Here is a 26,640-nt window from a genome sequence, read left to right as displayed (position 1 = left end):
AATTATTCTGTTACTGAATTCGTATAGTCGTTGGGGGTAAACCAATCTGTAGAATCATTGGTTGATAGTCACTCTGTCCTTCAATTCTGCTGGCTAATGTTCTGGCGAGCAAAAAACCTAGCCCCGCACCTAAAATAGCGCCTAGAGCAGTAAAAGCATCGGTGACAAATAAAGCCTGAAATAAACCGCCACCCGCAATCAATCCGGCTAAAGGCGTTAGATAAACCAAAGAAGCAGAACGTAATAAACTCCCCTCACTAATACCGACTTCAACCTTTTGGCCAGGTTCAAGCGGTTGCGAGATAGCTATTTGTAATTGGTGCTCCGACTCCGGCCCCAATTCATTTAATAAATGACTACCGCATCCAGTGCGCGCATTGCAACTCCCACAACCAGACTGTGGTTCACAACGCAATAGAGCAACACCATTTTGCCACGAAATAACTGTAGCCCATTCTTTCATCATTTTGTTGATTCCAAAACAATACTGTCAGCGATACGTTTTGCAGTTGTAGGCGGAAGCTCGCCAACTATGGTAATTTCAACATTATTACGAGCTTCAGTATGCACAGTTCTACGACCTTGACGTAAGGATTGCTCTGAAGGCGCATCTTTACCCGCCGGATTTATATTTACTGAAAAACTGAATAACCCATCAGAATATAATCGTGATTCTGTTGGTGCCTCCATATTCGGTAATGTACGGCGACTGCGTGAAATCTCGGAAACACCTTCCGGCAACCAACGTGGGGCCCAGGTAAAATCAACCTTGGTTTTAGCAGGTAATGCAAGTAATGGCGGTAAAGAGAGCTTTACCAGACCTTGCAAAATATCCTGAATAGGTTCACCGATAGCAAAAGAAATCACACGAAATTGCTCAAGTGTTTCACCATCACGATCTAACAAATCTACCCGCATTGGGAGTTTGCTCGTTTCATCCATCCAAATAATATAGCTGTATCGGGTACTGTCACGGGCGACTACCCGAATAACCTGACATGGTCGGTCTGCAATACGGGCACGGCCAAGTGCAATATAGTTATAGTATTTTGACAGCTTTTCAAAATCGGGGAATACGATAGACGGCAATGCATCGACTATATGTTCACCCGCCAGAGTGAAAGCATCGAAACCAGGTTCGAAATAACTTATTTCATTACCACGCTGTAAGATCTCAGTACGTGGGCCATCCATACGCAGCAATTGCGCAAAGGTTTTTTTATCTAAAATAGCATGTCGATAGCGAAGAGAATCAATCCCTTGCTTATTAACATTAATGTAGGATAGCTCATAGTTGAGCGACTGGCTGGCACTGCTCATTTCCTGCAACATTGCTATCGGCGTCGTTTCCGCCGAAGCAATTGTTGGCATGAACAGGCTGCCCGTCATTAAACAGACGGAGAACCAAAGTTGCTTCATTACTGCTGCTGCATTCCTAAGGACTGAGTTCCGGGAACCTGAATAGCGGCTTGTGTCGATGTTGAAGGCTGCTGCAACACGTCAGTTTGTGGCAAGCGGCGTTGCAATTCAAAATCTTGCAATTGAGTCATCATATTGACTCGCCGACGTTGCTCCTGAACCTGATGCTGTTGAGACGTTCCGAAAGAACCATCAGCAGGCACACCAAAACTTACTGGCGAGGCTTTACCCATCATCGGTAAGGTATTAAATGCAGGTGATTCTGGTTGCAAATTACCTGATTCGGGCTGGTTGTATTGTTGAACCCCAACAATTACCGCTAGAGAAACACACGCGGCAACCCCAACCTGAGTAATCTGGCTGGCCCATGGGCGAACTTTTTGCCAGAAAGGCATTTTCTGCCAGACATGAGGTTGTGGCTGAGATTCAGGCACAGCAATAGGTACAAAACGAGCAGGCTCGTTTTTGAGTGCCTCTGCGACTCGGCTGGCGATATCCAGATGCAAGACTTCACCAACATCCCCCCGCAGGGTATCACGGATTAAATGGTAGCTCTGCCAGCTTTGCTGCAATGCTTTATCTTTCGATAAAGAACCAAGCAGCTCACTATCGAGAGTTTCTCCGTCCATCAGAGCGGAAAGCTTTTCTTTCTGCATGCCAAATACCCTTTATGTGTCCGCTTATCGCTGAATTAGCGGCTGAACTTTATTATCGATAGCCTCTCTGGCACGGAAGATACGGGAACGAACAGTACCGACCGGACAGTCCATAATCACAGCTATCTCTTCATAGCTTAGACCATCTAACTCCCTGAGTGTAATTGCCATCCGCAGATCCTCAGGAAGTGACTCTATGGTTTTAAAAACTATCTGCCTCAATTCTTCAGACAACATTAAGTTCTCAGGGTTCGATATTTCTTTCAATGCACCCGCATTTTCGTAATTTTCAGCATCATTTGCATCCACATCACTGGATGGTGGGCGCCGCCCCTGAGCAACTAAGTAATTTTTTGCTGTATTCACAGCAATACGGTAAAGCCACGTATAGAAAGCGCTATCGCCACGAAATGACTCCAATGCACGATAAGCTTTGATAAAAGATTCCTGAACTACATCAGGGACATCACCCTGAGGCACATAGCGGGATACAAGGCTCGCAACCTTATGCTGGTATCGAATTACCAGTAAATTGAACGATTGCTGATCACCTTTCTGGACCCGTTCAACCAGCATCTGATCCGTTAACTGCTCGCTCATCCGAGGTGAACTCTCCCGAAATCTATCCTCACGCTAAAAGTAGTACTGCCAGCCATATCTTTATTTTCCTGAGCAAGCACACGCTTGGAGTTTATAAAAATTGCAAAGTTCCATGTTGCCAGATTATTTGTCTGAATATTCTTTAGACATCTTATAGCCATAGCTTTTGCTCTGGCAGATAGGCTAACATGAATTTCACTCTTCTTCTGCACACATCATACGATATGCAATCATCATCTGAACACGTTAGCGATGTATTGATCATCGGGAGTGGCGCTGCCGGTTTGTCATTGGCTTTACGCCTGGCGCCACATTGTAAAGTAACTGTTCTGAGCAAAGGGCCACTTAATGAAGGTGCCACTTTTTATGCTCAGGGAGGTATTGCTGCCGTTTTTGATGAAACTGACAGCATTAGTTCACATGTCGATGACACCCTGATTGCTGGGGCCGGGCTTTGTGACAAAGACGCCGTAGAGTTTATTGCCAGTAACGCCCGCTCTTGCGTGCAATGGCTTATTGATCAAGGCGTCCTGTTTGATACCGAAACCAATGCCAGCGGCGAAGAACGTTATCACCTTACCCGTGAAGGCGGCCATAGCCATCGCCGTATACTGCATACTGCTGATGCTACAGGTAAAGAAGTAGAAACCACCCTGGTAGGTAAAGCAAGGACCCACCCTAACATTTTAGTGAAAGAACGCTGTAATGCTGTCGATCTTATCACGTCCAATAAAATTGGTCTGACGGGCACTAAACGTGTGGTCGGCGCTTATATCTGGAACCGGGAGCTTGAGAAAGTTGAAACTTTTCGGGCTAAAGCGGTCGTTTTAGCTACCGGTGGTGCCGCCAAAGTTTACCAATATACCACTAACCCCGATATCTCTTCTGGCGATGGTATCGCCATGGCATGGCGTGCTGGGTGTCGTGTCGCTAATTTAGAATTTAACCAATTTCATCCTACCTGCTTGTTCCATCCGCAAGCGCGTAACTTCTTACTGACCGAAGCATTACGTGGCGAAGGTGCTTACCTTAAGCGCCCTGACGGCAGCCGCTTTATGCTTGATTTTGATCCCCGAGGGGAGTTGGCCCCGCGTGATATCGTCGCCCGCGCCATAGACCATGAGATGAAGCGCCTCGGTGCTGATTGTATGTATCTGGATATCAGTCATAAACCGACTGATTTCGTGATGCAACACTTCCCGATGATCTACGAAAAACTACTGTCACTCGGTATCGATCTGACCAAAGAAGCCATTCCTATCGTACCTGCTGCTCACTATACCTGTGGCGGTGTAATGGTAGACCAACATGGGCGTACTGACCTGGATGGTTTATATGCGATTGGCGAAGTCAGCTATACCGGCTTGCATGGCGCTAACCGCATGGCTTCTAACTCTCTACTCGAGTGCCTGGTGTATGGCTGGTCTGCCGCTGAAGATATTCTTATGCGCTTGCCACATGCCAAATTGGCGAAACATTTGCCAGACTGGGACGAAAGCCGTGTTGATAACTCTGATGAACGTGTCGTCATTCAGCATAACTGGCATGAACTGCGTTTATTCATGTGGGATTACGTCGGTATTGTGCGCACCACCAAACGCTTAGAGCGCGCTTTACGCCGTATCAACACATTACAGCAGGAGATTGATGAATATTATGCCAACTTCCGTATCTCCAATAATCTGCTGGAATTACGTAACCTCGTGCAGGTCGCTGAGTTAATCGTGCGCTGTGCCATGGAGCGTAAAGAGAGCCGTGGTTTGCATTATACGCTTGATTATCCTGATCAAATAGAGAATCCACAGCCTACCATTCTCCATCCATAATAGCTTTTCAGGGCGCGTTTCACTATCGCGCCCTGCTTATCCTGATTTTTGGCTTATCACTACAACCACTTATCACGATAACTAATAGTTGAGATAAAACTCGCTGATCAACTGACAAAATTCAGGGGAATAGACCCCTTCAGATTGACGCAAAGCTAAATGCTGATACTCCGTCTCTCCCGTCTGGCGCGATAACGTCAATAACATTCTATTTAGCGGCTTACCAGGACGATCCCTGATGTCTACTTGGCAGTGAACGAACCAGTTTTGTTGAATAGCAAGGCGGGAGAGTTCAATTCCCAAGTCATGAGGTAAAACCACACAAAACGCACCGCTCGGTGTGATAAGCTTCTCAGCACAGTTTAGTAAAGCATCATGCGTTAAGGAGCCGGTGTAACGCGCAGTATCGCGGGCCTCATCCCGGCAGGCGACCGCCGGAGCAAAATAAGGTGGATTGCTGACAATCAGATCATACTGATGAGGGTGGTTTTCAGCAAACTGGTGCACGTCCTGCTGATAAATACGAACCCGCTCAGCCCAGGGAGATGACGCCGCATTGCTGCTTGCCTGCCGTGCGGCTTCTGGCTCCAGTTCAACGCCATCAATCAATACCTCAGATGTTGAACGTTGAGCAATCATTAGAGCAATAAGTCCACTGCCACAACCGATATCCAGCACTTTACGGGCTTTTTCCACCGGCACCCAAGCCCCAAGTAGAACACCATCAGTGCCTACCTTCATCGCACAGCAATCATGTGCCACAAAGAATTGTTTAAAAGTGAAACCACCACCACGTAACACCGGTTTTTTTTTCAATTGTTCGCCCACATTAGTCACCAGAATCCATAACCGGCGTAGCATAGGACAATATGATTGAAGGGAAAAGACATCATTACCGCTTAAACAGGTGAAGAATTCGGCTAACCCGTCTATAATCGGCGCCCCAAGTAGAGGAAGACCATGACTGTAACCAATTTTTCCGAACTCGATCTCGATGAACGCCTGATTGACGCACTGCGCGACAAAGGCTATGAGCGCCCTACCGCCATTCAAGCTGCGGCTATTCCGCCAGCTATGGATGGGCGCGATGTATTGGGTTCGGCTCCAACAGGTACTGGCAAAACTGCCGCCTTTTTGCTGCCTGCCTTGCAGCATTTGCTCGATTTCCCACGCAAAAAATCTGGCCCGCCACGGATACTGATCCTGACGCCAACCCGTGAATTAGCCATGCAAGTTGCGGATCAAGCCCGTGAATTGGCCAAGCATACACAACTGGATATCGCCACGATCACCGGCGGTGTGGCTTATATGAACCACGCGGAAGTGTTTAGTGAAAATCAGGATATCGTTGTTGCGACCACTGGCCGCTTGTTGCAATACATCAAAGAAGAGAACTTTGACTGTCGGGCAGTAGAAACCCTGATTCTGGATGAAGCCGACCGTATGCTGGATATGGGCTTTGCGCAGGACATTGAAACCATCGCCGCAGAGACTCGCTGGCGTAAACAAACCTTACTGTTCTCCGCCACGCTTGAAGGTGAAGCTATCCGTGAGTTTGCGGAACGCATCCTGAATGAGCCGGTAGAGTTGGAAGCCGATCCATCTCGTCGCGAACGTAAAAAAATTCAGCAATGGTACTATCGTGCTGACAATATCGAACACAAAACCGCGCTGCTAGTGCATCTGCTCAAGCAACCGGAAGTGCAGAAATCCATCATTTTCGTCAGAACCCGTGAAAAGGTACACCAACTGGTCAGTTGGCTACGTGAGGCCGGAATTAACGCCTGGTTCCTCGAAGGTGAAATGGTTCAGGCGAAGCGCACCGAAGCCGTTATTCGTTTAGGCGATGGCCGGGTTAACGTTCTGGTTGCCACTGATGTGGCTTCACGCGGCCTCGACATCGACGATATCAGTCATGTATTCAACTTTGATCTGCCGCTGACATCTGACGTCTATCTGCACCGTATTGGCCGTACTGGCCGCGCCGGGCGCAAAGGTGTTGCTATCTCATTAGTTGAAGCGCATGACCATCTATTGCTGGGTAAAATTGGCCGTTATCTGAACGAACCATTGAAGCCACGGGTTATTGATGAATTACGCCCGACCAGTAAGGCACCAAGCGAAAAAACCACCGGTAAGCCTTCTAAAAAGGTTTTAGCAAAGCGTAAAGAGCTAAAAGAAGCCAGCAAAGAGAAGGTAAAGGTTAAGGTACGTCACCGCGATGCCAAAAATGTTGGTAAGCGGCGTAAGCCAAAGGAAAAACCTGATACCAAGAGTGCTGATTGATTTAGCATTCTTGCGAAGAAGCCGCTTACAATAGCGGCTTTTTTATTATCAGCACGATGGCGACAACCTTACTGTATTTCGCACTCAAGTTGCGTTTTAGCCTATCCGGCTAATATTCTGCTACTGCTGATAAATCTCAGCGAGTTTCTTCCCGCGCAGCCAGGTATTCAATTGCTGGTGTTTTTGTTGCATTTCAGCACTTTGAATATTCAAAGGCGTCATGGCAAAATATTGTTGAAAGGTCGCCCCCTGCTTGTTGCGTAATTCAGGATCAGCACCGGCTTTTAATAGCCGCAATGCCAGATCTGGCGCATTGGTTTTGCCCGCTAAATGCAGTGGTGTATCCCCCATCCGATCAGCCATATTCGGATCGACCCCAGCAACTAACAGCAGGATAACCTGAACTCCGCGCCCCGCCATAACAGCCGCAGCCAATGGCGTCGCCAGTGTCACACTATTGCGCGCATTAGGTTTCATACGGCCTTCAAGTAAAATTTGCAGGTAATGCGCATCTTGCACACTAGCCGCCGTATGCCAGGCGGTATCACCCTGCATGCCCGACTGAAATGGATCAGCATGCTCTTGCAGCAACGCCGCTAAACTTTCTGGCTGTTGGTTGAGAATAGCCCACTGCATCAGGGTTAGCGACCGATCACCTTGCTGCTGCAACAACTTTTCATTTGCTAACTGATGGATCTGTTTTACATCTCCGTGGACAATCGCATCAGCGATCGGTATTACAGTCGGATCAGTAAAAGCTGTATTAATATCTGTCATCGCCTGCCCCTCAAAACTTATTAATGGCATCAAAACACCGTAGATGGCATAACGCAAATGGCGCCTCACCCTCATTGCCAGTGTCGATTCAGGCATACTGCCGCTCCCAAGGTTGTTGTTCACTCATTGAGCTGATCACTTTATCAATACTGTGTGCCGATAAGCGGCGTTCAAGGTGCTTATGTGGCAGCCAATCATCTATCCCTGTGAGTTTGTCACTATTTGTCAGAGTGATTTTATGGCCTACCGCATCAGGAATTAACCACGTAGATTCCTGTGCATCTGTCAGCAAATCATATTGTTCGCTATAGCAGCGCACACCACCGTTTCCTGCTGAAATCCGTGCTTGAGTGGGGTCCATACCAAGGCGATTTATGGTATGGTCTGAAACACCCGCGGCATTAAATGTCACCGCAAATGTTCCACTCGCTAATGCTGCGGTCGCCGCCAAACCGCCCCCCAATGAGTGCCCGGTAATCACCAGCGCATCACCAAATGCCATTTTTGCTGTTTTCCCTACAGCAACGGCTTGATTATACTGTACATCATCGTAGCCAGTGGCTTGCCGGATGTTACTTAGCCAATCATTTACATCATTGGTACCGGCAAAGGATAAAACATACTGCTGATTATCATGATAAATCCCAGCCTGAAATCCTGAAGCACTATTAAATAAACTCGCCGGATCTATTCCCGCAGCCAGTAACTCACCATCACTCAAACGTGTAAACCCGCCGATGCTCCCAGCAGCAGGAGCGTAAACATCTTTAGCGAGTAATGCTAATGAATAGTCCCCTTGCTGTGATCCTTGTCCATTTGATATCGCAACATGCTCACTCCCCGTCGCAGATCCGTTACTTCGTGTCAGGCTAACGTTAGCTTGCATACTGTAACAAAGCTCATTACCTGCCAGCGTTGCTGCTGTAAGATGAGTCGGTTGTCCCACTGAAGGCTTGTCCGCGGTGGTGACATCCTTCTTTGGCAGTTCCGATGGGTTCACTTGACTCATTAAACCTACTAATGCAGTAGGCCCAATCAAACTGACAGGTCCACTCATGCCAACTCCTTGTCGAAAGATAATCCAGATAATTAGTTCGGCGTTATGGGTTTATCTATCGACACATCGGATGAGTTCTTAAATAGAAATGATAAGATTTACTTATAAATATAGAGAAGTGTGATCGTTATCAAATTTATCGACCACTAAATAGCAGAGATGAAAAAGGGAGCCGAAGCTCCCTTAGAATTTTTGAATGACTTAAACGTTATGACAAAAATTACAGACTTTCAGTGAAAGTACGAGTAATCACATCACGTTGTTGTTCTGGTGTCAGAGAGTTAAAACGCACTGCATAGCCAGAAACACGAATCGTCAACTGAGGATATTTTTCTGGATTTTTCACTGCATCTTCCAGTGTTTCGCGGCGCAGAACGTTAACGTTCAAATGCTGACCACCTTCAACACGCACTGTTGGCTGCACTTCCAGTGGAACTTCGCGATATTCAATCTGGCCTAACTCACTGGCAGGAACTATCTGATCTTCGGCATAACCCGCTTTAGCGCAAACGCAGCGCAATTCAGATTTTTCATCATCCAACAGCCAAAAAGAGTTCAGTAAGGCTTCATTGTTAGCTTTAGTAATTTGAATACCAGTAATCATTTGGTGCCTCCATAATGCGGATATAAATTCCAAGGGGGAGAAACTATCTTGGTTATTTGGTAAAACCATTGTTGTCTTATTGTTCTGTATACCAGTCAGACCGTCGCAATTCTTTGACTTAAATCAATCTTTCGGCCATGTCAGTAATAACTCCATCGGCAAATTTATGTTTTATATCAATTTTATCAAAACAACTGACAGCAAATATTTTTGTAAATTTTCAACATTTTTTGCATAAAAAGGTCAAAAAATCATCATTACGTCACAGAGTCAGGTTTAACGGTTTCACTCACCGGTTTGAACCGGTAAGCTAACGCACATCAATACTTTGCAGAAACCAAGGAGAGTGTTTATGTCTGCCTCCCTTACCTGGCACGATGTGATCGGCCAGGAAAAAGAACAGCCTTACTTTAGAGATACACTGGCCTATGTGGCAGCAGAACGCAGTGCTGGCAAGACTATCTATCCTGCGCAAAAAGATGTATTTAACGCATTCCGCCTGACTGAATTGGATCAGGTTAAAGTGGTTATTTTAGGGCAAGACCCCTACCACGGCCCCAATCAAGCACATGGATTATCATTTTCTGTGTTACCTGGTGTGCCGGCGCCTCCCTCTTTGGTGAACATGTACAAAGAGTTGGCTACCGATATTCCAGGCTTTGAGCGCCCTAATCATGGCTTCTTGCAAAGCTGGGCCGAACAAGGGGTATTGCTGCTCAATACCGTGCTAACCGTTGAAGCAGGTAATGCGCACTCTCATGCTAACCTTGGTTGGGAAACCTTCACTGATAAAGTCATTGCAGCCCTGAATGAACATCGTGATGGGGTGATTTTTATGCTGTGGGGAGCACATGCCCAGAAGAAGGGCCGGATCATTGATACCCAACGCCACTTTATTTTAAAAGCGCCGCACCCATCGCCGCTGTCTGCCCATCGTGGTTTTCTTGGTTGTAAGCACTTTTCACAAGCAAATCAGCTACTGCAACAGCACAATCAACAAGCTATTGATTGGCAACCAAAACTACCAACAGCAGATTAAAATACCAAGATAGTTAAATAAAAAAAGGCACCCGAAGGTGCCTTTTTCACGTCAGGACACCTTAAGCTTTCGCTTTAGATACCGCAACCATTGCCGGGCGTAGCAAACGGCCATTTAGCGTATAGCCTTTTTGCATCACCATCATCACATGATTTGGTTCATGATCAGCAGATTCAAGCATCGTCATTGCCTGATGAACATCAGGATTAAACGGCACATGGGTATCAGCGACAACCTCAATGCCGAATTTACCTACTGCATCGAGCAGTGATTTCAGCGTCAACTCGACACCTTCAATCATCGAAGTCAGTTCGGCATTGCTTTTATCAGCAGTATCCAGTGCACGTTCCAGATTATCGATCACTGGCAATAATTCAGATGAAAATCTTTCCAGTGAAAACTTATGCGCTTTTTCAACATCCAATTCAGTACGACGACGGATATTCTCAACTTCAGCCTTAGCGCGTAGCAAGCTTTCGCGCTCACGCTGTACGGCTGCAGCCAACTGCGCTTCAAGCTCGGCAACACGCGGATCTACACCTTCACCCGTCTCTTGTGTCGCTTCCACTTGCTGCTCTGCTGCATTTTCCATTTCTTCCGAGACTTGCTCGTTTGGTGTTTTCTGTTCTTTACTACTCATGGATATCTCCGCGTTTTAGCATTAATCTCGCTACTTGGCTTATTATGGGGATCAAAACCGGGGATTCAAGGGAACCGGTCATAATGTGGGGTAAAAGACGCCCCAGTAAGGAAAATCACGGCAATGAATAATAAAAGATTCAATTGTATTGGTATTGTCGGTCACCCACGGCATCCGGCGGCACTTGCCACCCATGAGATGCTCTACCACTGGTTAAACGCCAAAGGTTATGACGTGATGGTTGAACAGCAGATCGCCAAAGATCTAAATTTAACCGATGCCATTACCGGCAGCTTGGCTGATATTGGCCAAAAAGCCGATTTAGCCGTGGTGGTCGGGGGCGACGGCAATATGCTCGGTGCCGCGCGAGTACTCGCTCGCTATGATATCAAAGTCATCGGTGTCAACCGAGGCAATCTGGGCTTTCTGACTGATTTGGACCCGGATAATGCCCAACAACAACTTTCAGATGTACTGGAAGGCGAATACCTAAGCGAACAACGCTTCTTACTAGAAGTACAAGTGACTCGTACCAATCAGCAAAGCCGCATCAGCACAGCAATCAATGAAGTGGTTTTGCATCCGGGTAAAGTGGCACATATGATTGAATTCGAAGTGTATATCGATAACCGCTTCGCTTTTTCTCAACGTTCAGACGGCCTGATCATTGCCACCCCTACCGGCTCGACGGCTTATTCGCTCTCGGCTGGTGGTCCAATCCTCACCCCCACCCTAGACGCCATCGTATTGGTCCCGATGTTCCCACACACTCTAACCGCCAGACCTCTGGTCATTAATAGTAGCAGCACCATCCGATTGAAGTTTTCGCAAATCACCAGCGACCTGGAAATAAGCTGTGATAGCCAGATAGCACTACCGATTCAGGAGGGTGAAGAAGTATTAATTCGCCGTAGTGATTTTCACCTTAATCTTATTCATCCAAAGGACTACAGTTATTTCAATACGTTAAGTACAAAACTAGGCTGGTCGAAAAAATTATTCTAAAAAGTGCCGCAAGGACTTTACTGTATATAAAACCAGTCTATACTGTATTCAAATACAGCCATGTGTTTATGTACAGGAGATTTGCCATGCTGGCCCAATTAACCATCAGTAATTTTGCAATTGTGCGTGAGTTAGAAATCGATTTTCAACCCGGGATGACAGCAATTACTGGCGAAACAGGGGCAGGTAAATCTATCGCCATAGATGCATTGGGGTTATGCCTTGGTAGCCGCTCAGATGGCAGCATGGTGCGTTTAGGTGCAACGCGTGCTGATATTTGTGCTCGCTTTTCACTGACAGACACCCCATCGGCCCGACAGTGGTTGGAAAATAACCATCTTGATGACAGTAATGAATGCCTATTGCGGCGGGCTATTGGAACCGATGGCCGCTCAAGAGGCTTTATTAATGGTACGGCAGTCCCCCTGTCACAACTGCGAGAGTTAGGCCAACATCTCATCCAGATTCACGGCCAACATGCCCATCAGTTGCTATTAAGACCAGATCATCAAAAACAGCTATTAGATGCCTACGCAGACCAGTCTGCTTTGCTGAGCGAAATGAAAACAGCCTATCAAATCTGGCACCAAAGCTGCCGGGCACTGGCACTCCATCAACAGCAATCTCTGGAACGTAACGCCCGAAAGGAATTATTGCAATATCAGTTGAAAGAACTAAATTCATTTGTCCCACAAGCGGGGGAATATGAACAAATTGATATCGAATATAAGCGTTTGGCAAACAGTGGGCAGTTGTTGTCACTCAGCCAACAAGCCTTACAATTGCTGTCGGATGATGAACAGAATAACATTCTCAGCCAGCTCTTCTCAGCCAAACACCAGTTAACCGAACTGGCTGGCATGGATGAACAATTTAATAATTTATTAAATATGCTAGAAGAGGCTTCTATCCAAATCAGTGAAGCCAGTGATGAGCTACGCCATTATGCGGAGCAATTTGATATGGACCCTAACCGTTTGTATGAATTGGAACAACGGTTATCTCGTCAATTAAATCTGGCCCGTAAACACCATGTAGCACCAGAAGAGTTACCCTTGTTTCACCAGCAATTGCTGGATGAGCAAGAACAGCTGTCACGGCAAGAAAACGACCATGAGCAACTCAGCCACGCGGTAAATACTCACTATCAACACGCGTTAGAGATAGCTAACCGGTTGCACCAAGAACGCCAGCATTATGCTGATGAATTGGCCGCGCTAATTACCGAAAGCATGCATCAATTATCAATGCCACATGGCCAATTCACGATTGACACCCATTTTGAGCCAGAGCACCTCAGTGCTGAAGGGGCGACCCGCATTGAGTTCTGCGTCACTACCAACCCAGGTCAACCGCTACAAGCACTGGCCAAAGTCGCCTCCGGTGGTGAACTGTCTCGCATCGCATTGGCGATTCAGGTGATTACAGCGCGTAAAATGGATACTCCTGCGCTTATCTTCGATGAAGTTGATGTTGGTATCAGTGGACCAACGGCAGCCATAGTGGGCCGCCTGTTGCGTCAGCTTGGTGAATCGACTCAGGTTATGTGTGTGACCCACCTTCCACAAGTTGCGGGTTGTGGCCATCAACATTTCTTTGTGAGTAAACAAACCGATGGCACTGAAACCGAAACCCATATGCATCGGCTAGATAAAAAAGCCCGCTTGCAAGAGTTGGCGCGCCTTCTGGGCGGCAGTGAAGTGACGAAAAACACCTTGGCAAATGCAAAAGAATTGCTCGCAGCATAGAAAAGATTAACTTTTTTCCTTTCCAGAGGTCATATAGGTGCCCTGTAAAGGTTTCCAACTGCTGCAAGGTCTATTATCATCGTCATCCTACGCCCTAAAGGAATGTGATTACTATGCGCTGTAAAATGCTGACTGCCGCCGCTGTGATGCTTGCAATGCTTACTGCGGGTTGTTCAACGCTGGAGAAGGTGGTCTACCGGCCTGATATTAATCAGGGTAACTATTTATCACCTAATGACGCGTCCAAAATTCATAAAGGTATGACCCAGCAACAAGTGGCATATACCTTAGGCACACCAATGCTACAGGACCCGTTTGGCACCAAAACCTGGTTCTATGTGTTCCGCCAACAACCTGGCCACCAGAAAGTAACACAACAGACGTTGACGTTGACCTTTGATAGCAGCGGCGTGCTGACTGATATCAAAAACGAACCAACATTAGCAGGAAATTAATTTATCCGAAGATTGCAGAACAGATGAAGGGAACGAATACTGATTATGGTTTTAGGCAACAAGCCGCCTAATGCTTATGCAACCATAGGATGGCGTACGCTTTTTCTTCGATAGCAGTTCAGGGCTACAATAAAAATAAGGCACAGACGGTGCCTTATTTTTTTGCCTGTTCGGCGCGTTGTCGGCGTAACTCTTTAGGGTCTGCGCTCAGAGGGCGATAAATCTCAACACGATCACCCGTGGAAAGCTTATCTCCCAGCTTTACCGGGCGGCTGTAAACACCCACTTTATTTTTTGTCAGATCAATATCTGATCGTAACTCAAGTAAACCTGATGCTTTGATAGCATCCTCAACAGTACTACCAGCCTCAAGTGAAACAGTCCGCAAATATTGGCGTTCAGGCAAGGCATAAACCACCTCAACGCGAATCTCAGACACTGTATACCTCTTTAGCACGTTGAGTGAACGCCTGCACCATATTGCCAGCTAATTCCTTGAATATTTTACCAAAAGCCAACTCAATCAGCTTATTGGTAAATTCAAAATCCAGGTGCAGTTCAACTTTACAAGCATCTGCACTTAATGGGGTAAAATGCCATCCGCCCATTAATTTCCGAAATGGCCCATCTACCAATTGCATATTAATGCTCTGGTTATCAGTCAATGTATTGCGTGTAGTAAACGTTTTACTGATACCAGCCTTGGCGACATCAACTGCGGCCGTCATTTCATTTTCAGTAACATCAAGCACCCGGCTGCCGGTGCAACCAGGCAAAAATTCTGGATAAGAGCGAACATCATTAACCAGTTGATACATCTGTTCTACGCTAAACGGAACCAACGCAGAGCGGCTAATCTGTGGCATAACATTTCCTGTGAGACATAAAACGCGCTGATAATACCATTTATCTACCGCCAGACAAAAAATCTGCTAGGCATTCTACGCAACAAATGAGACAAAATGCACAGGCATCCTGCGGGAAAGGATTTCATTCGCCTCCGCATACAGTATAATGATCAATACTATGACAAAGAAAAAAGCATACAAACCCGGTTCCGCAACCATTGCGCAAAATAAACGAGCCCGCCATGAATACTTCATTGAAGAAGAGTTCGAAGCGGGTCTTGCGCTGCAAGGTTGGGAAGTAAAATCTCTGCGTGCTGGCAAAGCCAACATTAGTGATAGCTACGTAACCTTTAGAAATGGCGAAGCCTTCTTGTTTGGCGCCACCATTACGCCGTTGAACGTTGCGTCGACTCATGTTGTCTGCGAGCCAATGCGTACCCGTAAACTGCTGCTAAACAAACGCGAGCTGGATTCGCTGCTCGGTAAAGTTAATCGCGACGGTTTTACCGTAGTTGCCCTTTCCGTATATTGGAAAAATGCTTGGGTTAAAGTTAAAATCGGTGTCGCAAAAGGTAAGAAAGATCACGATAAACGTGATGACATCAAAGATCGTGAATGGCAGGTCGATAAAGCCAGAATAATGAAACACGCTAACCGTTAAGTCTCTGGCTTATCAGCGTATAGTTCTGGTATACTATAGAAGTTCTTTGGGGCTGATTCTGGATTCGACGGGATTCGCGAAACCCAAGGTGCATGCCGAGGTGCGGAGGCCTCGTAAAAAACCGCAAAAAAAATAATTGCAAACGACTCGCAATACGAATCTGCTGCTTTAGCAGCTTAATCAGCCTAAGAAACTGAAGGTTCCCTCTCTCCCTAGCCTCCGCTCTTAGGACGGGGATCAAGAGAGGTCAAACCCAAAAGAGCTCGTGTGGAAACCTTGCCTGGGGTTGAAGCATTAAAACTAATCAGGATAGTTTGTTAGTGGCGTGTCCGTCCGCAGCTAACCTGCGAATGTAATGACTGGACTAAGCATGTAGTGCCGACGGCGTAGTAATTTCGGACGGGGGTTCAAATCCCCCCAGCTCCACCACTTTTGATAGGACAGTGACCGGACAGTATCATATAAACCAGTGGCTTATGATAAATGACCGGATGAAGCACTGACCTAGTTTGGACCAAAAGGATACGTAAAAGATACGCGGCTCCTTTGAAGATTAAAAAGCCTCTGCTAACCCAGAGGTTTTTTTTCGCCTATAGATCGCCGTCATGGGGTGTCGGGGGTCGGAGGTTCAAATCCTCTCATGCCGACCAAAATACCTTAAGAAAACCAATCCGTTAGGGTTGGTTTTTTTGTTTGTGGGATTTGGCAATGGTAAATTAATGGTAAGAGAATGGTAAAACTCCGTCTATATTTGGTCGCTATGGCTCAATATGTCTATTCAGTGTTGAGCCCCATTCACTACTTACCACCTTCATCTCACAACCGGTAATTCAGCCCATCTGGTGGTGTAAACTGGTGATAGCATCTCACGTTTCATCTGCCATGCTTTCTGTATGCCTTGTCCGGCAAACCACACCTTTCCTTTGTCTGACCTATTAATATCGTCTAGCGCAGCCATCAGCACTGCACTGTTAATTTCTGGCTGATTATCATCAAATAATCCTAATTGAGCGATGCCCTGGCTGTAGAAATTACCTAGCATTACCCCGCTATTTTGATAACGATAGCATTTCCTATATTGCTGATAATATGGAATCAGGCTGGTTCTGCTGTAAACCGATAACCGGTAGTATCACTACTGAAAAAACTAAATTTTATGCCATTAAAAATGGTTGAGCTTGGTTCATTATCTTTTGTGCTGCTCTTATTCATTGCCATCAGTTTCATCATTATTATTCCTGGCTCACCCGTTTTCATCGTATTTTCTCCCAGCGTGGCGGAGAAAGCCGAAACAACCACAGCGCCAATATCTATACCAGACTTAGCAGTCCCATCGCCGCTTGTTATCAGGGTTATCTCTGATAATTTTTGACTGGGTTTGTCGATCGTTCCCACAATAACCAAATGATCATTAAAGGCATAATTGAACGTATTCTTAACTCCATTTTTTTTTAAATTAATTTTTAGTCTAAGCGAACTATTAGATGTTTCTAAGTTGGCATTCATTCTTTTTTCAAAAATGTCCGGGCTAATACCCAACGTCTTTATGCTTTCATTATTATCAGGATTGCGAGGTTCCTCTATAAGCACTTGAGGCGCGATTGATTTCGTCTTTTCTTCATGCTTATCAATTGTTTTTTCTGGTATAGTCGTTGTGACGGATGAGCGAGAGTTGGCTGATGTCAATATTGTCTCTTCCGGTATCGGGATTACCACAATAATCAAAAAAGTAAAAGCAACAACTGCACCAACAATAACCCCACTTGTTTTACTCATCAAGTCTCGATGCCCTTTATGAATGAAATATTTAGCTAAAAATTTAGCAACAATCACCCAGATTACTAGTGTTGCTATTAGTATTAATAGTTCTTTCATTTAGACTCCATTCGCTATTATTTGGCTTTAATCTGTTTACCACTCTGAATATTTAAGGTGGGTTTAATATTGAATTAACTCAGAATTAAAGTCTGTTTTGCTGTGATATACCATTCCATAACAGCAGAGATCTACCATAGATCTCCGTCCCAGTCATTGAATTATCGTTATTTGAGCTTGTGCTGATATTGCCTGTCCGGTTCCTGCAGACAAACGACTTGCTGTCATTGAAAGCTTTGCCGGTGTGTCGTGGAACATCCCGCAGCCATAAGTTGTATGATCCGGTATAGTCTAAGTCCCGCCAGAATGTTAGCTTTCTACAGAAAGTACCGATACTTCGATCCACTAGATAAATATTTCAAATGAAAAGCCACCGGCTTATAAGGCCAGTGGCTTAAACTCGTAGGTGGTTAAAATCTCTGATGAGTATCCTTCTTTGGATACTTAATCGAATACGCCATTTATTACTGATGCAACAATCGCTGTACTTAATGTAATAAGTACTAAGTCATTGCCAACTATACGCCACTCATATCCTGGGTAAGCAGGTAGCTGCCCCAGTAAAGATGCAGGAACTGCTTTCTTAGCGATGCCTGGTGGAAGCGGCTTACCCCGTGCCAGATTTTTAGCGATACCGGGAGGTAATGACTGATAACCAGTCAATCCGTAATTAACAGCTAATGGGCGCACACGGTCATAGGTTAGATTTACTGAAACTAAATTATCACTACCATTTTTGGCTTTACTCCCCTTATTAGCGGGTCCATTGCCCCCACTATTACCGTGGTTTCCGCCACTGTTTCCGTGTCCACCGCCATTCCCATTACCGGGATTAGCTATGGAAGGGGCTGAAGATAACGATAGAGAAGCAATCAGCGCTAATGCGATCACAGACAAACGGTGCTTAAACATTTTCTATTACCTTTGCTAGTCGCTATATATAAATTAAATCTAGTTAATCCTATCTATATAAGCCATATAGAATGGTCTTATTTCATACAATGAAGCGGTAGCTGTTAAATACTAAACCTAAGAACACCACCATTAGCAATGGTAACTAATCAACATCGCGCCATATTTTGATCCCCCACCTTTTGGTGAGACAATTATTCAGGCATGAGGAATATCCTCATAATTTCCATATTGAACTTTATTTGCTATAGGAGTTAACTGAACGTACATATTGAGATAGAGGACCCTGTTATGCTCATTTATGGTGTTTTTGGTCGCCGCTTGGGTGTTAAAAGTGTTGCCAATGAATGGCAGCTATTCCGAGTAGATTGCAATGAGGGGAAATCATCTCGAATATATGACGTCATTATTCCTTCATTTTTGACTGAGGAGGAAATAGCTGCGTGGTTAGCTGATATCTACCATGAAGCCGCGAGTGAAAAACACCCCGATGTAAAAAGGATAAAATGAGTCGCTACAAGGGATGTTGGACAGAAATAATTGCCGCAGCGGAACAAATACCACCAGCCAAGCTAGCCTTAACTTTTGCGGTCATTTATACCTCGGCCTCGATTTTTTTTAATGCTTTACCAATTACCTCAACAGTCGCTGGGCGTTTATCCCCGCATCACTTTCCTACATGAGGATACGTTTAGGAATGCGACACGGATCTTAACTCAATTTTCATCAAAAAATACAATATATTCAAACGCCCAAAAACATAATAACGAACTCTCTTTATTAGTTAAAAAGCCTCAAAAGCGAGGCCTGAAAAGTGATTGCTAATACTGTTAGTTTATTAAAATTTAATGAATCAAATATAGATATCTATATTGCCATCTTGTGCTTTTATCTGGTCTACGTTCTCAATAGCACTACTTTTCCCATCATGCTTTTGCTGCGCTTGTTGTGCCTGACGACGTAACAACTCAGCCAGTTGCTGCTGTAACATCGTTAATTGAGCTTGAATACTTTTTCGCTGATCTTCTGACATATCAATGCCATCTTTGAGTTTTTGCGTAACCTCAGCGATTTTTGCTATTACATTCTTTATCTGAGATGCCAAATCATTTCCTGCACTTGCAGTATTCTTGCTGCCATTTCCCGTCGTTGCTGCTATTGGTAAACTCGCATTTATACCCATCGGACATATCCTTATCACTCGCTAAGTCAGTATAATGATTATCGGCAAAGGGCGACTTTATGTTAATAATTTCAGCAATCCAAATATGACCCCAATCTATAGCCACGCTGCTCAATGGCTTGCTTTAATGCCGGCGACGTCAGCACGTCCAACTCGGTCAAGCGTGGATAACAATAGCCGCTGGTCATGAGGATGTTATCAACAAACGCCGGATGGCACATAATCTCAAGTGAGTTAATTGCTTTTTGACTGGCATTTTCCAACAACTGCAAAAATGTCTGCTCAGATAAAGCCTCACCATAAAAACCGGCATCGAACCACTCACTGCTTCGCGGGTTATTAAGCACAATCTCATGCCGCTGTACTTCATTGCGATCAATACGCAGTGGAAGAGATTTCTCGTGGGCAAAAGCAACAACCAGCGGATAAATTTGCGGCAACATATGTATATGATGATGGCTGTCGATGTGAGTGGGTGCACGGCCGAAGACAGCAACAAACTTATCAAACTGAGCCGCCAACTCCCGAGCTATCTCGCCAGGATTCAGCTCACCCGCTTCGGCGCGTTGCCACAACCATTTGCCCAGAGCACCGCTGGCATCAACTAATGATGGCATTGACGTTAACGGCCGCCCGTAAGTGAGAACAAAATGCATCCCCACAGCCAACGTTGGATTTTGCTTACTCAGTTCCGCTGCATGATAGATATCCGCACAATTCATCATCGCTGTAGTCGATGAGACAACACCATGCCGGAATGCTTCAATGATTCCGTAATTTTGACCTTTGCATAGACCAAAATCATCAGCATTAACAATAAGTAACTTTTCCATTGAGGGTACCTTGTCAGGCCATTCCAGTAGCAGCTATCTGGCCGGAAGCTAATCGGATAACCCCTCTCTGACGCAGTTGAATTTTTTGCGATAGTTCCCCGGCGTAAAAGAGGTGAGTTTTTTGAAGTTTTTAATAAATAACGTGGTATCGCTGTAACCTGCTTCAAAAGCAATGTCAGAGACCAGATAATTTGTCATTTCAAGTTGAGTTTTAGCAAAGTTAACTCTGATTTCATTGATAATCTGCATCGGCGTTTTTTGGTAATAACGCCGGGTAGCGCGGGTCAAATACTCTTGGGTTTTGCCAGACAGTTCGATCATATTCACCAGCGCTTTTTCACCAAACATCGACTTATCATGCATTTTGTCGATACTGGTCTTCAGCCACAGTGGAATATCGTCGTTAGTGTCACTTTCTTTATGATGGCTGATGCGGTTAGTAACATAAAAAGTCAGCAGTTCTACCAGTTCAGTAAGCTCATCGTCCCTAAAGTGTGGCGCAGAAATTGCCGATTCAATATAAGAGAGAAAATCACCCTTTAGGCGATAAGCCTGAGAGGCCACAATAGGCCGCGATAATAGATGAGAATAGTGCTCTTCAAAGAAGGTTTTACTTATTCCCACATTCAGAATACGGGTAGCACCAAACTCATAGAAACTTTTATGATGGGACCCCATCGGAATAAAAACAAAATCGCCGCGCTCTAAAAAGACTCGCTTACCGTTTATTTCCTGATAACACATACCGGTTAATATCAACGTATATTCATAATAATCATGCTGATGTAAGCCGGTGGCACTTTCCGTTTTGTTATAAATAAACAGATGGAATTCTTTTCCGTTAAAAAAGTCTTTTTGACGTACTAACCTGACTTCCATCTTATTTACCTTCACCCTCGTTCAAAATAGCCAATGTGTTAGACAAAGTTCACTGTAACTTTCGATGCAATTCGATCAACTCATCAATTAACTCTCTGGCTAACATTGCCGTCATCAAATGATCCTGAGCATGTACCAGCACCAATGTTACTTTGGTTTTCCCCTCACCTTGATCAGCTTCAATCAACCTGGTCTGAACTAAATGTGCTTCATTCAGCGCCAGACGAGATTGCACCATCAGCTCATCCGCTTGGGAAAAGTCACCCGCCTTGGCTTGTTTCAGAGCCTTGTAGGCCAAACTTCTGGCTTGCCCGGCGTTGATAATCAGCCCCATAACCACATCTTCCATCTCATCGGTAGGCTGCACCTCACCCACGATTTTATCTAAATCAAACATGCTATTGTTACTCCGTAAATTAAAGCCATTAATTAAAACCATTCTGCCTGGCGACATCAGCAAACCAGTAGCCACTTTGTTTCAATACTCGCGTCTGGTCGGCAATATTCAACCGAACTAAACCATAGCGGTTTTTGTATGCATTGAGCCAAGACCAGCAATCAATAAAGGTCCACAGATGATACCCTTTACAATTACTGCCCTCTTGTAATGCTTGATGTAGCCACTTCAAATGTGCACGGATAAATTCGATGCGATACTGGTCATCAACCCTACCTGATGGCGTGATAAACTGCTCTTCGCCCTCAACACCCATGCCATTCTCAGAGATATAACACGCAATATTGTTATAATTCTCTCTTAGATTTTTCAGGATGTCATACAGCCCTTTTTCGTAGATTTCCCAACCACGATGCGGGTTGATTTTGCGCCCTTGCATCGCATAAAAACTGAACAAATCCTCCGGCGTTTTCACCAGCCCTCGAGGGGTTGGGATATCTTTCGCCTGAACCCGTCTTGGCTGATAATAGTTAACCCCTAACAGATCAACGACGCCCGCCGCAATGCACTGGCAATCACCGTTTTCAATTTGTGGCAATAAGTCGTGCTCTCGCAGCAGCGTAATCAGTTCATCAGGGTAAACCCCCTTGGTGACGGGATCGAGGAAGCTACGGTTAAGCAATAAATCGGCATGATTAGCTGCAATCAGGTCTGGCGCACTGTCGGAGCGAGGATAGGTCGGGGTGAGGTTCAAAATGATACCAATTTCCCCCCCCTGCTTTAGCTCTCGGTAGTTTTGCACCGCGTTGGCATGGGCCAATACGCTGTGATAAGCAACAGTCACCGCACGTTTAAAGTCAACCACACCAGGGTAATGCAGGTCGTTCAGGTAGCCGGCTTCAACAGGCACAATCGGCTCATTAAAAGTAAACCAATGCTTTACCCGATCACCAAACAACATAAAGCAGCTTTTAGCATAGCGGCCATAGGCTTCCACAACCGCACGATTTTCCCAACCGCCTTTCTCTTGCATGCATAACGGCATATCAAAATGATAGAGATTGATGAAAGGGGTAATGCCATTCGCCAGTAGGCTATCGATCACCGCGTTATAAAACGTGACAGCTTTGGGGTTAAGCTCACCGTCACCCTTTGGTATCAGCCGCGACCATGAAATCGATGTCCTGAACGTGTTATGGCCCAGTTGCTTTAATAGCAAAATATCTTGCTGATAGTTATCGTAAAAGGTGGAGGTGTTTTCAGGACCAATCTGACCATGAAAACGTTCCGGTGCAATTTCGTACCAATAATCGAAGATGTTCTTGCTCTTGCCATCCCGCAGTGACGCCCCTTCGGATTGGGCTGCGGAGGTGGCACTGCCCCACCAAAAATCATCGGGAAATTGATATTTCATGCCGGCCTCCAGCCTTATACGATAAACAGATTTAACGCTTAGAATTTCAAGCTATCAGCAATCTCTTCTTCACTTTCAACCTGACGATCTATCTCGCTCTGCGCCTTATTGGCAATTATTACGAATGGCAAATACATCAATGTCGCGATACCTAAGTTGAATAAACTTAATAACATCGCGGCAATGCTGCCGTTGGTATTGAAGAAGGCACCTAAGCCGACCGGCATGGTCCACGGCGCAATATTGGTGATTGGCGGAATAAGGCCGGTGTAATACGCCACTGAAGTGATAATTGCTAATACCGGTTGAACCAAGATGAACGGAATAAAGAACAGCGGGTTCATTATGACCGGCAAACCAAATAGGATAGGTTCATTAATCTGGAAAATACTAGCCGGTGCACCCAATTTTGCTACCTGACGATAGTCTTCACGGCGAGAAGCAATAAAGATGGCAATAACCAGTCCAAGTGTTGCGCCAGTGCCTCCCAAGAAGATATAGGAGTCAACAAACGGCTTAGCCCACATATGGAATTCTTTACCGGCAGCCAGCGCCGCAACAACAGAACCATACTGGGTATAGGTTGCGACGTTCTCCAATGCAAATGGCATCATAATGCCACTTTCCAGTGCAGATAAGGCCATCGCACCGTGTATCCCGAAGAACCACAACAGTGAGGAGCACATGACATACACCCATCCCACAACACTGCCCATTTTCGACAACGGTGCTGAAATGGTGTCCATAATGATCTGGTGGAAGTTGGTGCCATGCAATCCAAGGGCATAAGCAATCACGCCCATGATGGAAAGAATGATAAACCCGGGAATTAATGCAGAGAAAGAACGGGAAACTGATGTCGGCACACTGTCTGGCAGGCGGATAACCCAGTTACGTCGCACGATAAAGGTAAAGAGCTCTGCAACCACCAAACCGATGATGATACCGGAGATAATATTCGCCCCTCCCAACCAATTAGCCCCGACGGCATAGGCCTCGCCAACACTGTATGGCGTCACGGTCATAAAGGCAGCAATTGCCAGCAGGGCCGCAGCCAGAGGATCGACCCTTTTCTCTTCAGCCAACGCCATACTGATAAAAAATGGTGTCATTAACGACATGATACCGAGAGTACCGTTATAAACGTTGCCGCCTATCGCTTTAAAACCATTGAGCATGGTAATGGTATCGGCATCTAACCGTACGCCCATTGAGAAAAAGAACGCCCCTTCGCCAAAACTTAAGAAAACGTTGTTGATCAGTACAAACATGGCACCCGTCAGGGTTAACGGCATCAGCCGAATAAACCCATTCTTGATAGCATTAATATGTTGCTGTCTGCCTATTTTAATAGCAAAAGGCAAGATGACCCTTTCCAGAGAATTAATAAATGCGCTCACAGTGCACCCCTTATTGTTTTGCTTTTTTTATTGCGGCTACGGCAGCTTTTAATACCCCCAGACCGTCGACTTTGCCGTATAGGAGCGCGTCGATCACTTCAACGGGTTTATTGGGGAACATTTTTGCAACTTCAGGCAACATGTAAGCGATTTGTGGTCCTAACAAGATGACATCCGCTTGGGCACCATGTTCTGCGGCCAGGGCCTCGGGGTAAGCATTGATAATCACTGGCACCTCATACTTCTCTGCTTGTACTTTCATTTTGGAAACCAGTAGCGAGGTAGACATACCGGCTGAGCAAAATAGATAAATTTTTTTCTTTTCCATACCCAACACCTTTTGATGTTCAAAAGACACACGTTAACTGTATGCCAGTGCAATGGTGAATTCCCTTTATCTGTACTTTATCGTGCCCCTTGCCCAGCCCCATTGTTTCTGGTTGTCGGCAGTATATGGCGTTGATAGTTAAGACAGTAATTCAACTAGTCATATAATCGTCTCTAATTGACTTTTCACATTGATGCTCTTCACATTTCTAAGCAAATGCAATGTGATGTTTATCGCAAAATTATGATTCTTTTTCTAGGCGAATTAAGTTTAATGTAGTTATATATCATTAAGTTAATTATTATTCACTCATCAATTATGGATTTCTCGTACTCGCAATAGCCATGAGTGGCTGGCAGCATCATTAATTAGGACACCTTATCGGTTTGCAGAATTGTCTGAACTTAGCCTTTGCCACTTTTTCGTCTGCTCAGCTTGTGAGCTTTTTTTGTGAAACGAAATCAGAATGCACTCCTCAGCATGGCACTGGCTACAGTAATGTAGTCGCTGATTTTACTGGTGTTATTCGCTGACTTGCCCTTAATACTCTAAAGTTAACAGTTGTTGGCATTTTAAAGGAGCAACTGATGACAATATTGGGAAATAGAACACTGGGCTATAGCTTGAGTGGCCTGTTATTTAGCGTATTTGTTTCGATGACCGCCCTTGCCGCTCCGGCGGTGACCGTAACGGAATTACAGGATGGATTGGATCATCCATGGTCACTGGCATTTCTGCCTGATAATGGGGGAATATTAATCACTGAGCGTTCTGGGCAATTACGTTTATGGCAAGCAGGGAAGCCACTATCAGAACCTTTAAAGGGGGTACCAGAAGTCTATGCCAAGGGGCAAGGTGGTCTGCTAGAAGTGGCATTATCACCGACATTCTCTCAAGATCGCCGTATATACCTAAGTTTTGCTGAAGTGGGAAAAGAGGGTAAAGCGGGCACCGCCGTGGGTTATGGCCATCTTAATCCTCAGGGGACAGCCATTGAAAACTTCAAGGTATTCTTCCGCCAGCAACCCAAATTATCTACCGGCAACCATTTTGGTGGCAAATTAGCCTTTGATAAACAAGGCCATATCTTTATTACTCTGGGCGAAAACAATCAGCGCCCTACGGCTCAAGACTTAAGCCTACATCAAGGTAAAATCGTACGTCTGACACTTGATGGTAAGGTAGTAAAAGATAATCCATTTGCCAATAAGTCTCCGGCAAAGCCAGAGATCTGGTCCTATGGCCATCGCAATCCACAGGGTCTGGCGCTTAACCCATGGACTGAAGTAATGTGGGCTAATGAGCATGGTCCTAAAGGCGGCGATGAAATCAATATCCCTCAGGCCGGGAAAAACTACGGCTGGCCATTAGCCACTCATGGTGTTAACTACTCAGGTTTAGCCATTCCAGAGGCGAAAGGTACCCATGTCGAGGGTACTGAGCAACCGGCATATTACTGGGAGAAATCACCCGGTATCAGCGGCATGGCTTTCTATGACGCAGCCCGCTTCCCCACCTGGCAACATTCACTATTTATCGGGGCATTGGCACAGAAAGAGTTGATTCGCTTGCAGTTGGATGGTGACAAAGTGATCGCAGAGGAGCGTTTACTGGGTGATCGCGGTGAGCGTATCCGCGATGTCCGGGTCGGGCCAGATGGTTATGTCTATCTGCTAACTGATGAGAGTGACGGCAAACTACTGAAGCTAGGGCTGGCGGCGGACTCATCACCCAAAGCAAAATAAGGGTTTTGCCCCTAAAAAAGCCGGAGAACATCTCCGGCTTCTCACGTTATCAC

29 protein-coding genes, 1 other RNA gene and 1 pseudogene are annotated in these 26,640 nt (G+C 45.5%); 10 read left to right on the top strand and 21 right to left on the bottom strand.

What is annotated here, in order from left to right:
* Positions 1–10: 10 nt before the first annotated feature.
* The 4 genes from rseC to rpoE are packed head-to-tail and all read right to left on the bottom strand — an operon-like array spanning position 11 to position 2,675.
* On the bottom strand, positions 11–466 hold the full coding sequence (gene rseC / locus V1955_RS04955) for a SoxR-reducing system protein RseC (protein ID WP_083163126.1): 456 nt from the start codon (positions 464–466) through the stop codon (positions 11–13).
* On the bottom strand, positions 463–1,419 hold the full coding sequence (rseB, locus tag V1955_RS04950) for a sigma-E factor regulatory protein RseB (protein WP_083163124.1): 957 nt from the start codon (positions 1,417–1,419) through the stop codon (positions 463–465). The genes rseC and rseB overlap by 4 nt, the downstream gene beginning before the upstream one ends.
* On the bottom strand, positions 1,419–2,075 hold the full coding sequence (gene rseA / locus V1955_RS04945; protein WP_083163122.1) for an anti-sigma-E factor RseA: 657 nt from the start codon (positions 2,073–2,075) through the stop codon (positions 1,419–1,421). The genes rseB and rseA overlap by 1 nt, the downstream gene beginning before the upstream one ends.
* A 24-nt stretch (positions 2,076–2,099) precedes the next feature.
* The gene (gene rpoE, locus V1955_RS04940) at positions 2,100–2,675 is read right to left on the bottom strand and encodes an RNA polymerase sigma factor RpoE (RefSeq protein ID WP_005159396.1); all 576 of its coding nucleotides are present in this window, start codon (positions 2,673–2,675) and stop codon (positions 2,100–2,102) included.
* A gap of 224 nt (positions 2,676–2,899) precedes the next feature.
* Between rpoE and nadB the strand changes: the two genes are divergently transcribed.
* Positions 2,900–4,501, top strand: a complete 1,602-nt coding sequence (gene nadB / locus V1955_RS04935; RefSeq protein WP_193784795.1) for an L-aspartate oxidase — start codon at positions 2,900–2,902, stop codon at positions 4,499–4,501.
* A gap of 81 nt (positions 4,502–4,582) precedes the next feature.
* Here the strand turns inward: nadB and trmN are convergent, their stop codons facing one another.
* Complete coding sequence (trmN, locus tag V1955_RS04930; protein WP_193784872.1) at positions 4,583–5,329, bottom strand: tRNA(1)(Val) (adenine(37)-N(6))-methyltransferase TrmN; 747 nt, start codon at positions 5,327–5,329, stop codon at positions 4,583–4,585.
* A gap of 132 nt (positions 5,330–5,461) precedes the next feature.
* Here trmN and srmB point away from each other — a divergent pair, with 132 nt between their 5' ends.
* On the top strand, positions 5,462–6,787 hold the full coding sequence (gene srmB, locus V1955_RS04925) for an ATP-dependent RNA helicase SrmB (RefSeq protein ID WP_005188653.1): 1,326 nt from the start codon (positions 5,462–5,464) through the stop codon (positions 6,785–6,787).
* Between the two features lie 120 nt (positions 6,788–6,907).
* Here the strand turns inward: srmB and V1955_RS04920 are convergent, their stop codons facing one another.
* The 3 genes from V1955_RS04920 to grcA all read right to left on the bottom strand — a co-directional run bounded on the left by V1955_RS04920 (position 6,908) and on the right by grcA (position 9,225).
* On the bottom strand, positions 6,908–7,564 hold the full coding sequence (locus tag V1955_RS04920) for an ankyrin repeat domain-containing protein (RefSeq protein ID WP_083164120.1): 657 nt from the start codon (positions 7,562–7,564) through the stop codon (positions 6,908–6,910).
* 88 nt (positions 7,565–7,652) lie between these two features.
* Complete coding sequence (locus V1955_RS04915; RefSeq protein ID WP_442820592.1) at positions 7,653–8,621, bottom strand: phospholipase; 969 nt, start codon at positions 8,619–8,621, stop codon at positions 7,653–7,655.
* A gap of 220 nt (positions 8,622–8,841) precedes the next feature.
* Positions 8,842–9,225: an autonomous glycyl radical cofactor GrcA gene (gene grcA / locus V1955_RS04910; protein ID WP_005188661.1), complete on the bottom strand. Its 384-nt coding sequence runs from the start codon at positions 9,223–9,225 to the stop codon at positions 8,842–8,844.
* Between the two features lie 352 nt (positions 9,226–9,577).
* Here grcA and ung point away from each other — a divergent pair, with 352 nt between their 5' ends.
* The gene (gene ung, locus V1955_RS04905; RefSeq protein ID WP_372569481.1) at positions 9,578–10,264 is read left to right on the top strand and encodes a uracil-DNA glycosylase; all 687 of its coding nucleotides are present in this window, start codon (positions 9,578–9,580) and stop codon (positions 10,262–10,264) included.
* A 61-nt stretch (positions 10,265–10,325) separates the two neighbouring features.
* Here ung and grpE read toward each other — a convergent pair whose 3' ends face one another.
* A complete protein-coding gene (grpE, locus tag V1955_RS04900; RefSeq protein ID WP_442820591.1) occupies positions 10,326–10,904 on the bottom strand; it encodes a nucleotide exchange factor GrpE in 579 nt (192 codons plus the stop codon).
* A 123-nt stretch (positions 10,905–11,027) separates the two neighbouring features.
* Here grpE and nadK point away from each other — a divergent pair, with 123 nt between their 5' ends.
* The 3 genes from nadK to bamE all read left to right on the top strand — a co-directional run bounded on the left by nadK (position 11,028) and on the right by bamE (position 14,112).
* Positions 11,028–11,909 (top strand): NAD(+) kinase, encoded by an 882-nt coding sequence (gene nadK / locus V1955_RS04895; RefSeq protein ID WP_083163112.1) that lies wholly within the window; start codon positions 11,028–11,030, stop codon positions 11,907–11,909.
* A gap of 86 nt (positions 11,910–11,995) precedes the next feature.
* Positions 11,996–13,657: a DNA repair protein RecN gene (gene recN, locus V1955_RS04890; protein WP_442820590.1), complete on the top strand. Its 1,662-nt coding sequence runs from the start codon at positions 11,996–11,998 to the stop codon at positions 13,655–13,657.
* 113 nt (positions 13,658–13,770) lie between these two features.
* Positions 13,771–14,112 (top strand): outer membrane protein assembly factor BamE, encoded by a 342-nt coding sequence (bamE, locus tag V1955_RS04885; RefSeq protein ID WP_083163108.1) that lies wholly within the window; start codon positions 13,771–13,773, stop codon positions 14,110–14,112.
* 154 nt (positions 14,113–14,266) lie between these two features.
* On the opposite strand, the gene V1955_RS04880 is transcribed toward bamE, so the two are convergent.
* Together V1955_RS04880 and V1955_RS04875 are read right to left on the bottom strand one after the other, a co-directional pair.
* The gene (locus V1955_RS04880) at positions 14,267–14,551 is read right to left on the bottom strand and encodes an RnfH family protein (RefSeq protein ID WP_083163106.1); all 285 of its coding nucleotides are present in this window, start codon (positions 14,549–14,551) and stop codon (positions 14,267–14,269) included.
* Positions 14,544–14,978: a type II toxin-antitoxin system RatA family toxin gene (locus tag V1955_RS04875; RefSeq protein WP_005188672.1), complete on the bottom strand. Its 435-nt coding sequence runs from the start codon at positions 14,976–14,978 to the stop codon at positions 14,544–14,546. The genes V1955_RS04880 and V1955_RS04875 overlap by 8 nt, the downstream gene beginning before the upstream one ends.
* Before the next feature lie 160 nt (positions 14,979–15,138).
* Here V1955_RS04875 and smpB point away from each other — a divergent pair, with 160 nt between their 5' ends.
* Together smpB and ssrA are read left to right on the top strand one after the other, a co-directional pair.
* Positions 15,139–15,621, top strand: coding sequence for an SsrA-binding protein SmpB (gene smpB, locus V1955_RS04870; protein WP_049608454.1), 483 nt, complete (start codon positions 15,139–15,141; stop codon positions 15,619–15,621).
* Between the two features lie 48 nt (positions 15,622–15,669).
* Positions 15,670–16,050, top strand: a transfer-messenger RNA (tmRNA) gene (gene ssrA / locus V1955_RS04865).
* 382 nt (positions 16,051–16,432) lie between these two features.
* On the opposite strand, the pseudogene V1955_RS04860 reads toward ssrA, so the two are convergent.
* The 3 genes and pseudogenes from V1955_RS04860 to V1955_RS04850 all read right to left on the bottom strand — a co-directional run.
* Positions 16,433–16,687, bottom strand: a pseudogene (locus tag V1955_RS04860) (DUF4113 domain-containing protein); the annotation flags it as partial.
* Positions 16,688–16,716: 29 nt separating this feature from the next.
* Entirely contained in the window at positions 16,717–17,496 is a 780-nt protein-coding gene (locus V1955_RS04855) for a hypothetical protein (protein ID WP_442820589.1), read from the bottom strand.
* Positions 17,497–17,940: 444 nt separating this feature from the next.
* Positions 17,941–18,408, bottom strand: a complete 468-nt coding sequence (locus tag V1955_RS04850) for an anti-virulence regulator CigR family protein (RefSeq protein WP_083163091.1) — start codon at positions 18,406–18,408, stop codon at positions 17,941–17,943.
* Between the two features lie 291 nt (positions 18,409–18,699).
* Here V1955_RS04850 and V1955_RS04845 point away from each other — a divergent pair, with 291 nt between their 5' ends.
* Entirely contained in the window at positions 18,700–18,918 is a 219-nt protein-coding gene (locus V1955_RS04845) for a DUF7661 family protein (RefSeq protein WP_083163090.1), read from the top strand.
* 343 nt (positions 18,919–19,261) lie between these two features.
* Here the strand turns inward: V1955_RS04845 and V1955_RS04840 are convergent, their stop codons facing one another.
* From V1955_RS04840 to V1955_RS04810, 7 genes are all read right to left on the bottom strand, one after another.
* A complete protein-coding gene (locus V1955_RS04840; RefSeq protein ID WP_083163089.1) occupies positions 19,262–19,591 on the bottom strand; it encodes a FlxA-like family protein in 330 nt (109 codons plus the stop codon).
* A 71-nt stretch (positions 19,592–19,662) separates the two neighbouring features.
* Positions 19,663–20,424, bottom strand: coding sequence for a chitin disaccharide deacetylase (gene chbG / locus V1955_RS04835; protein WP_372569499.1), 762 nt, complete (start codon positions 20,422–20,424; stop codon positions 19,663–19,665).
* Positions 20,425–20,472: 48 nt separating this feature from the next.
* A complete protein-coding gene (gene chbR, locus V1955_RS04830; protein WP_083163087.1) occupies positions 20,473–21,303 on the bottom strand; it encodes a transcriptional regulator ChbR in 831 nt (276 codons plus the stop codon).
* 49 nt (positions 21,304–21,352) lie between these two features.
* Positions 21,353–21,700, bottom strand: a complete 348-nt coding sequence (chbA, locus tag V1955_RS04825; protein ID WP_083163086.1) for a PTS N,N'-diacetylchitobiose transporter subunit IIA — start codon at positions 21,698–21,700, stop codon at positions 21,353–21,355.
* 28 nt (positions 21,701–21,728) lie between these two features.
* Positions 21,729–23,114: a glycoside hydrolase family 1 protein gene (locus V1955_RS04820; RefSeq protein ID WP_372569500.1), complete on the bottom strand. Its 1,386-nt coding sequence runs from the start codon at positions 23,112–23,114 to the stop codon at positions 21,729–21,731.
* A gap of 38 nt (positions 23,115–23,152) precedes the next feature.
* Positions 23,153–24,514, bottom strand: coding sequence for a PTS N,N'-diacetylchitobiose transporter subunit IIC (gene chbC, locus V1955_RS04815; protein WP_442820588.1), 1,362 nt, complete (start codon positions 24,512–24,514; stop codon positions 23,153–23,155).
* Between the two features lie 10 nt (positions 24,515–24,524).
* Positions 24,525–24,842, bottom strand: a complete 318-nt coding sequence (locus V1955_RS04810; protein ID WP_005276021.1) for a PTS sugar transporter subunit IIB — start codon at positions 24,840–24,842, stop codon at positions 24,525–24,527.
* A 587-nt stretch (positions 24,843–25,429) separates the two neighbouring features.
* Between V1955_RS04810 and V1955_RS04805 the strand changes: the two genes are divergently transcribed.
* Positions 25,430–26,587 (top strand): PQQ-dependent sugar dehydrogenase, encoded by a 1,158-nt coding sequence (locus V1955_RS04805; RefSeq protein WP_083163079.1) that lies wholly within the window; start codon positions 25,430–25,432, stop codon positions 26,585–26,587.
* Positions 26,588–26,640 lie beyond the last annotated feature (53 nt).

This window comes from Yersinia sp. 2545 StPb PI (assembly GCF_052217125.1).
Taxonomy (GTDB): Bacteria; Pseudomonadota; Gammaproteobacteria; order Enterobacterales; family Enterobacteriaceae; genus Yersinia; species Yersinia enterocolitica_E.
Note: the sequence above shows the minus strand (reverse complement) of the source record. Positions and strands in the feature narration are given on the sequence as shown.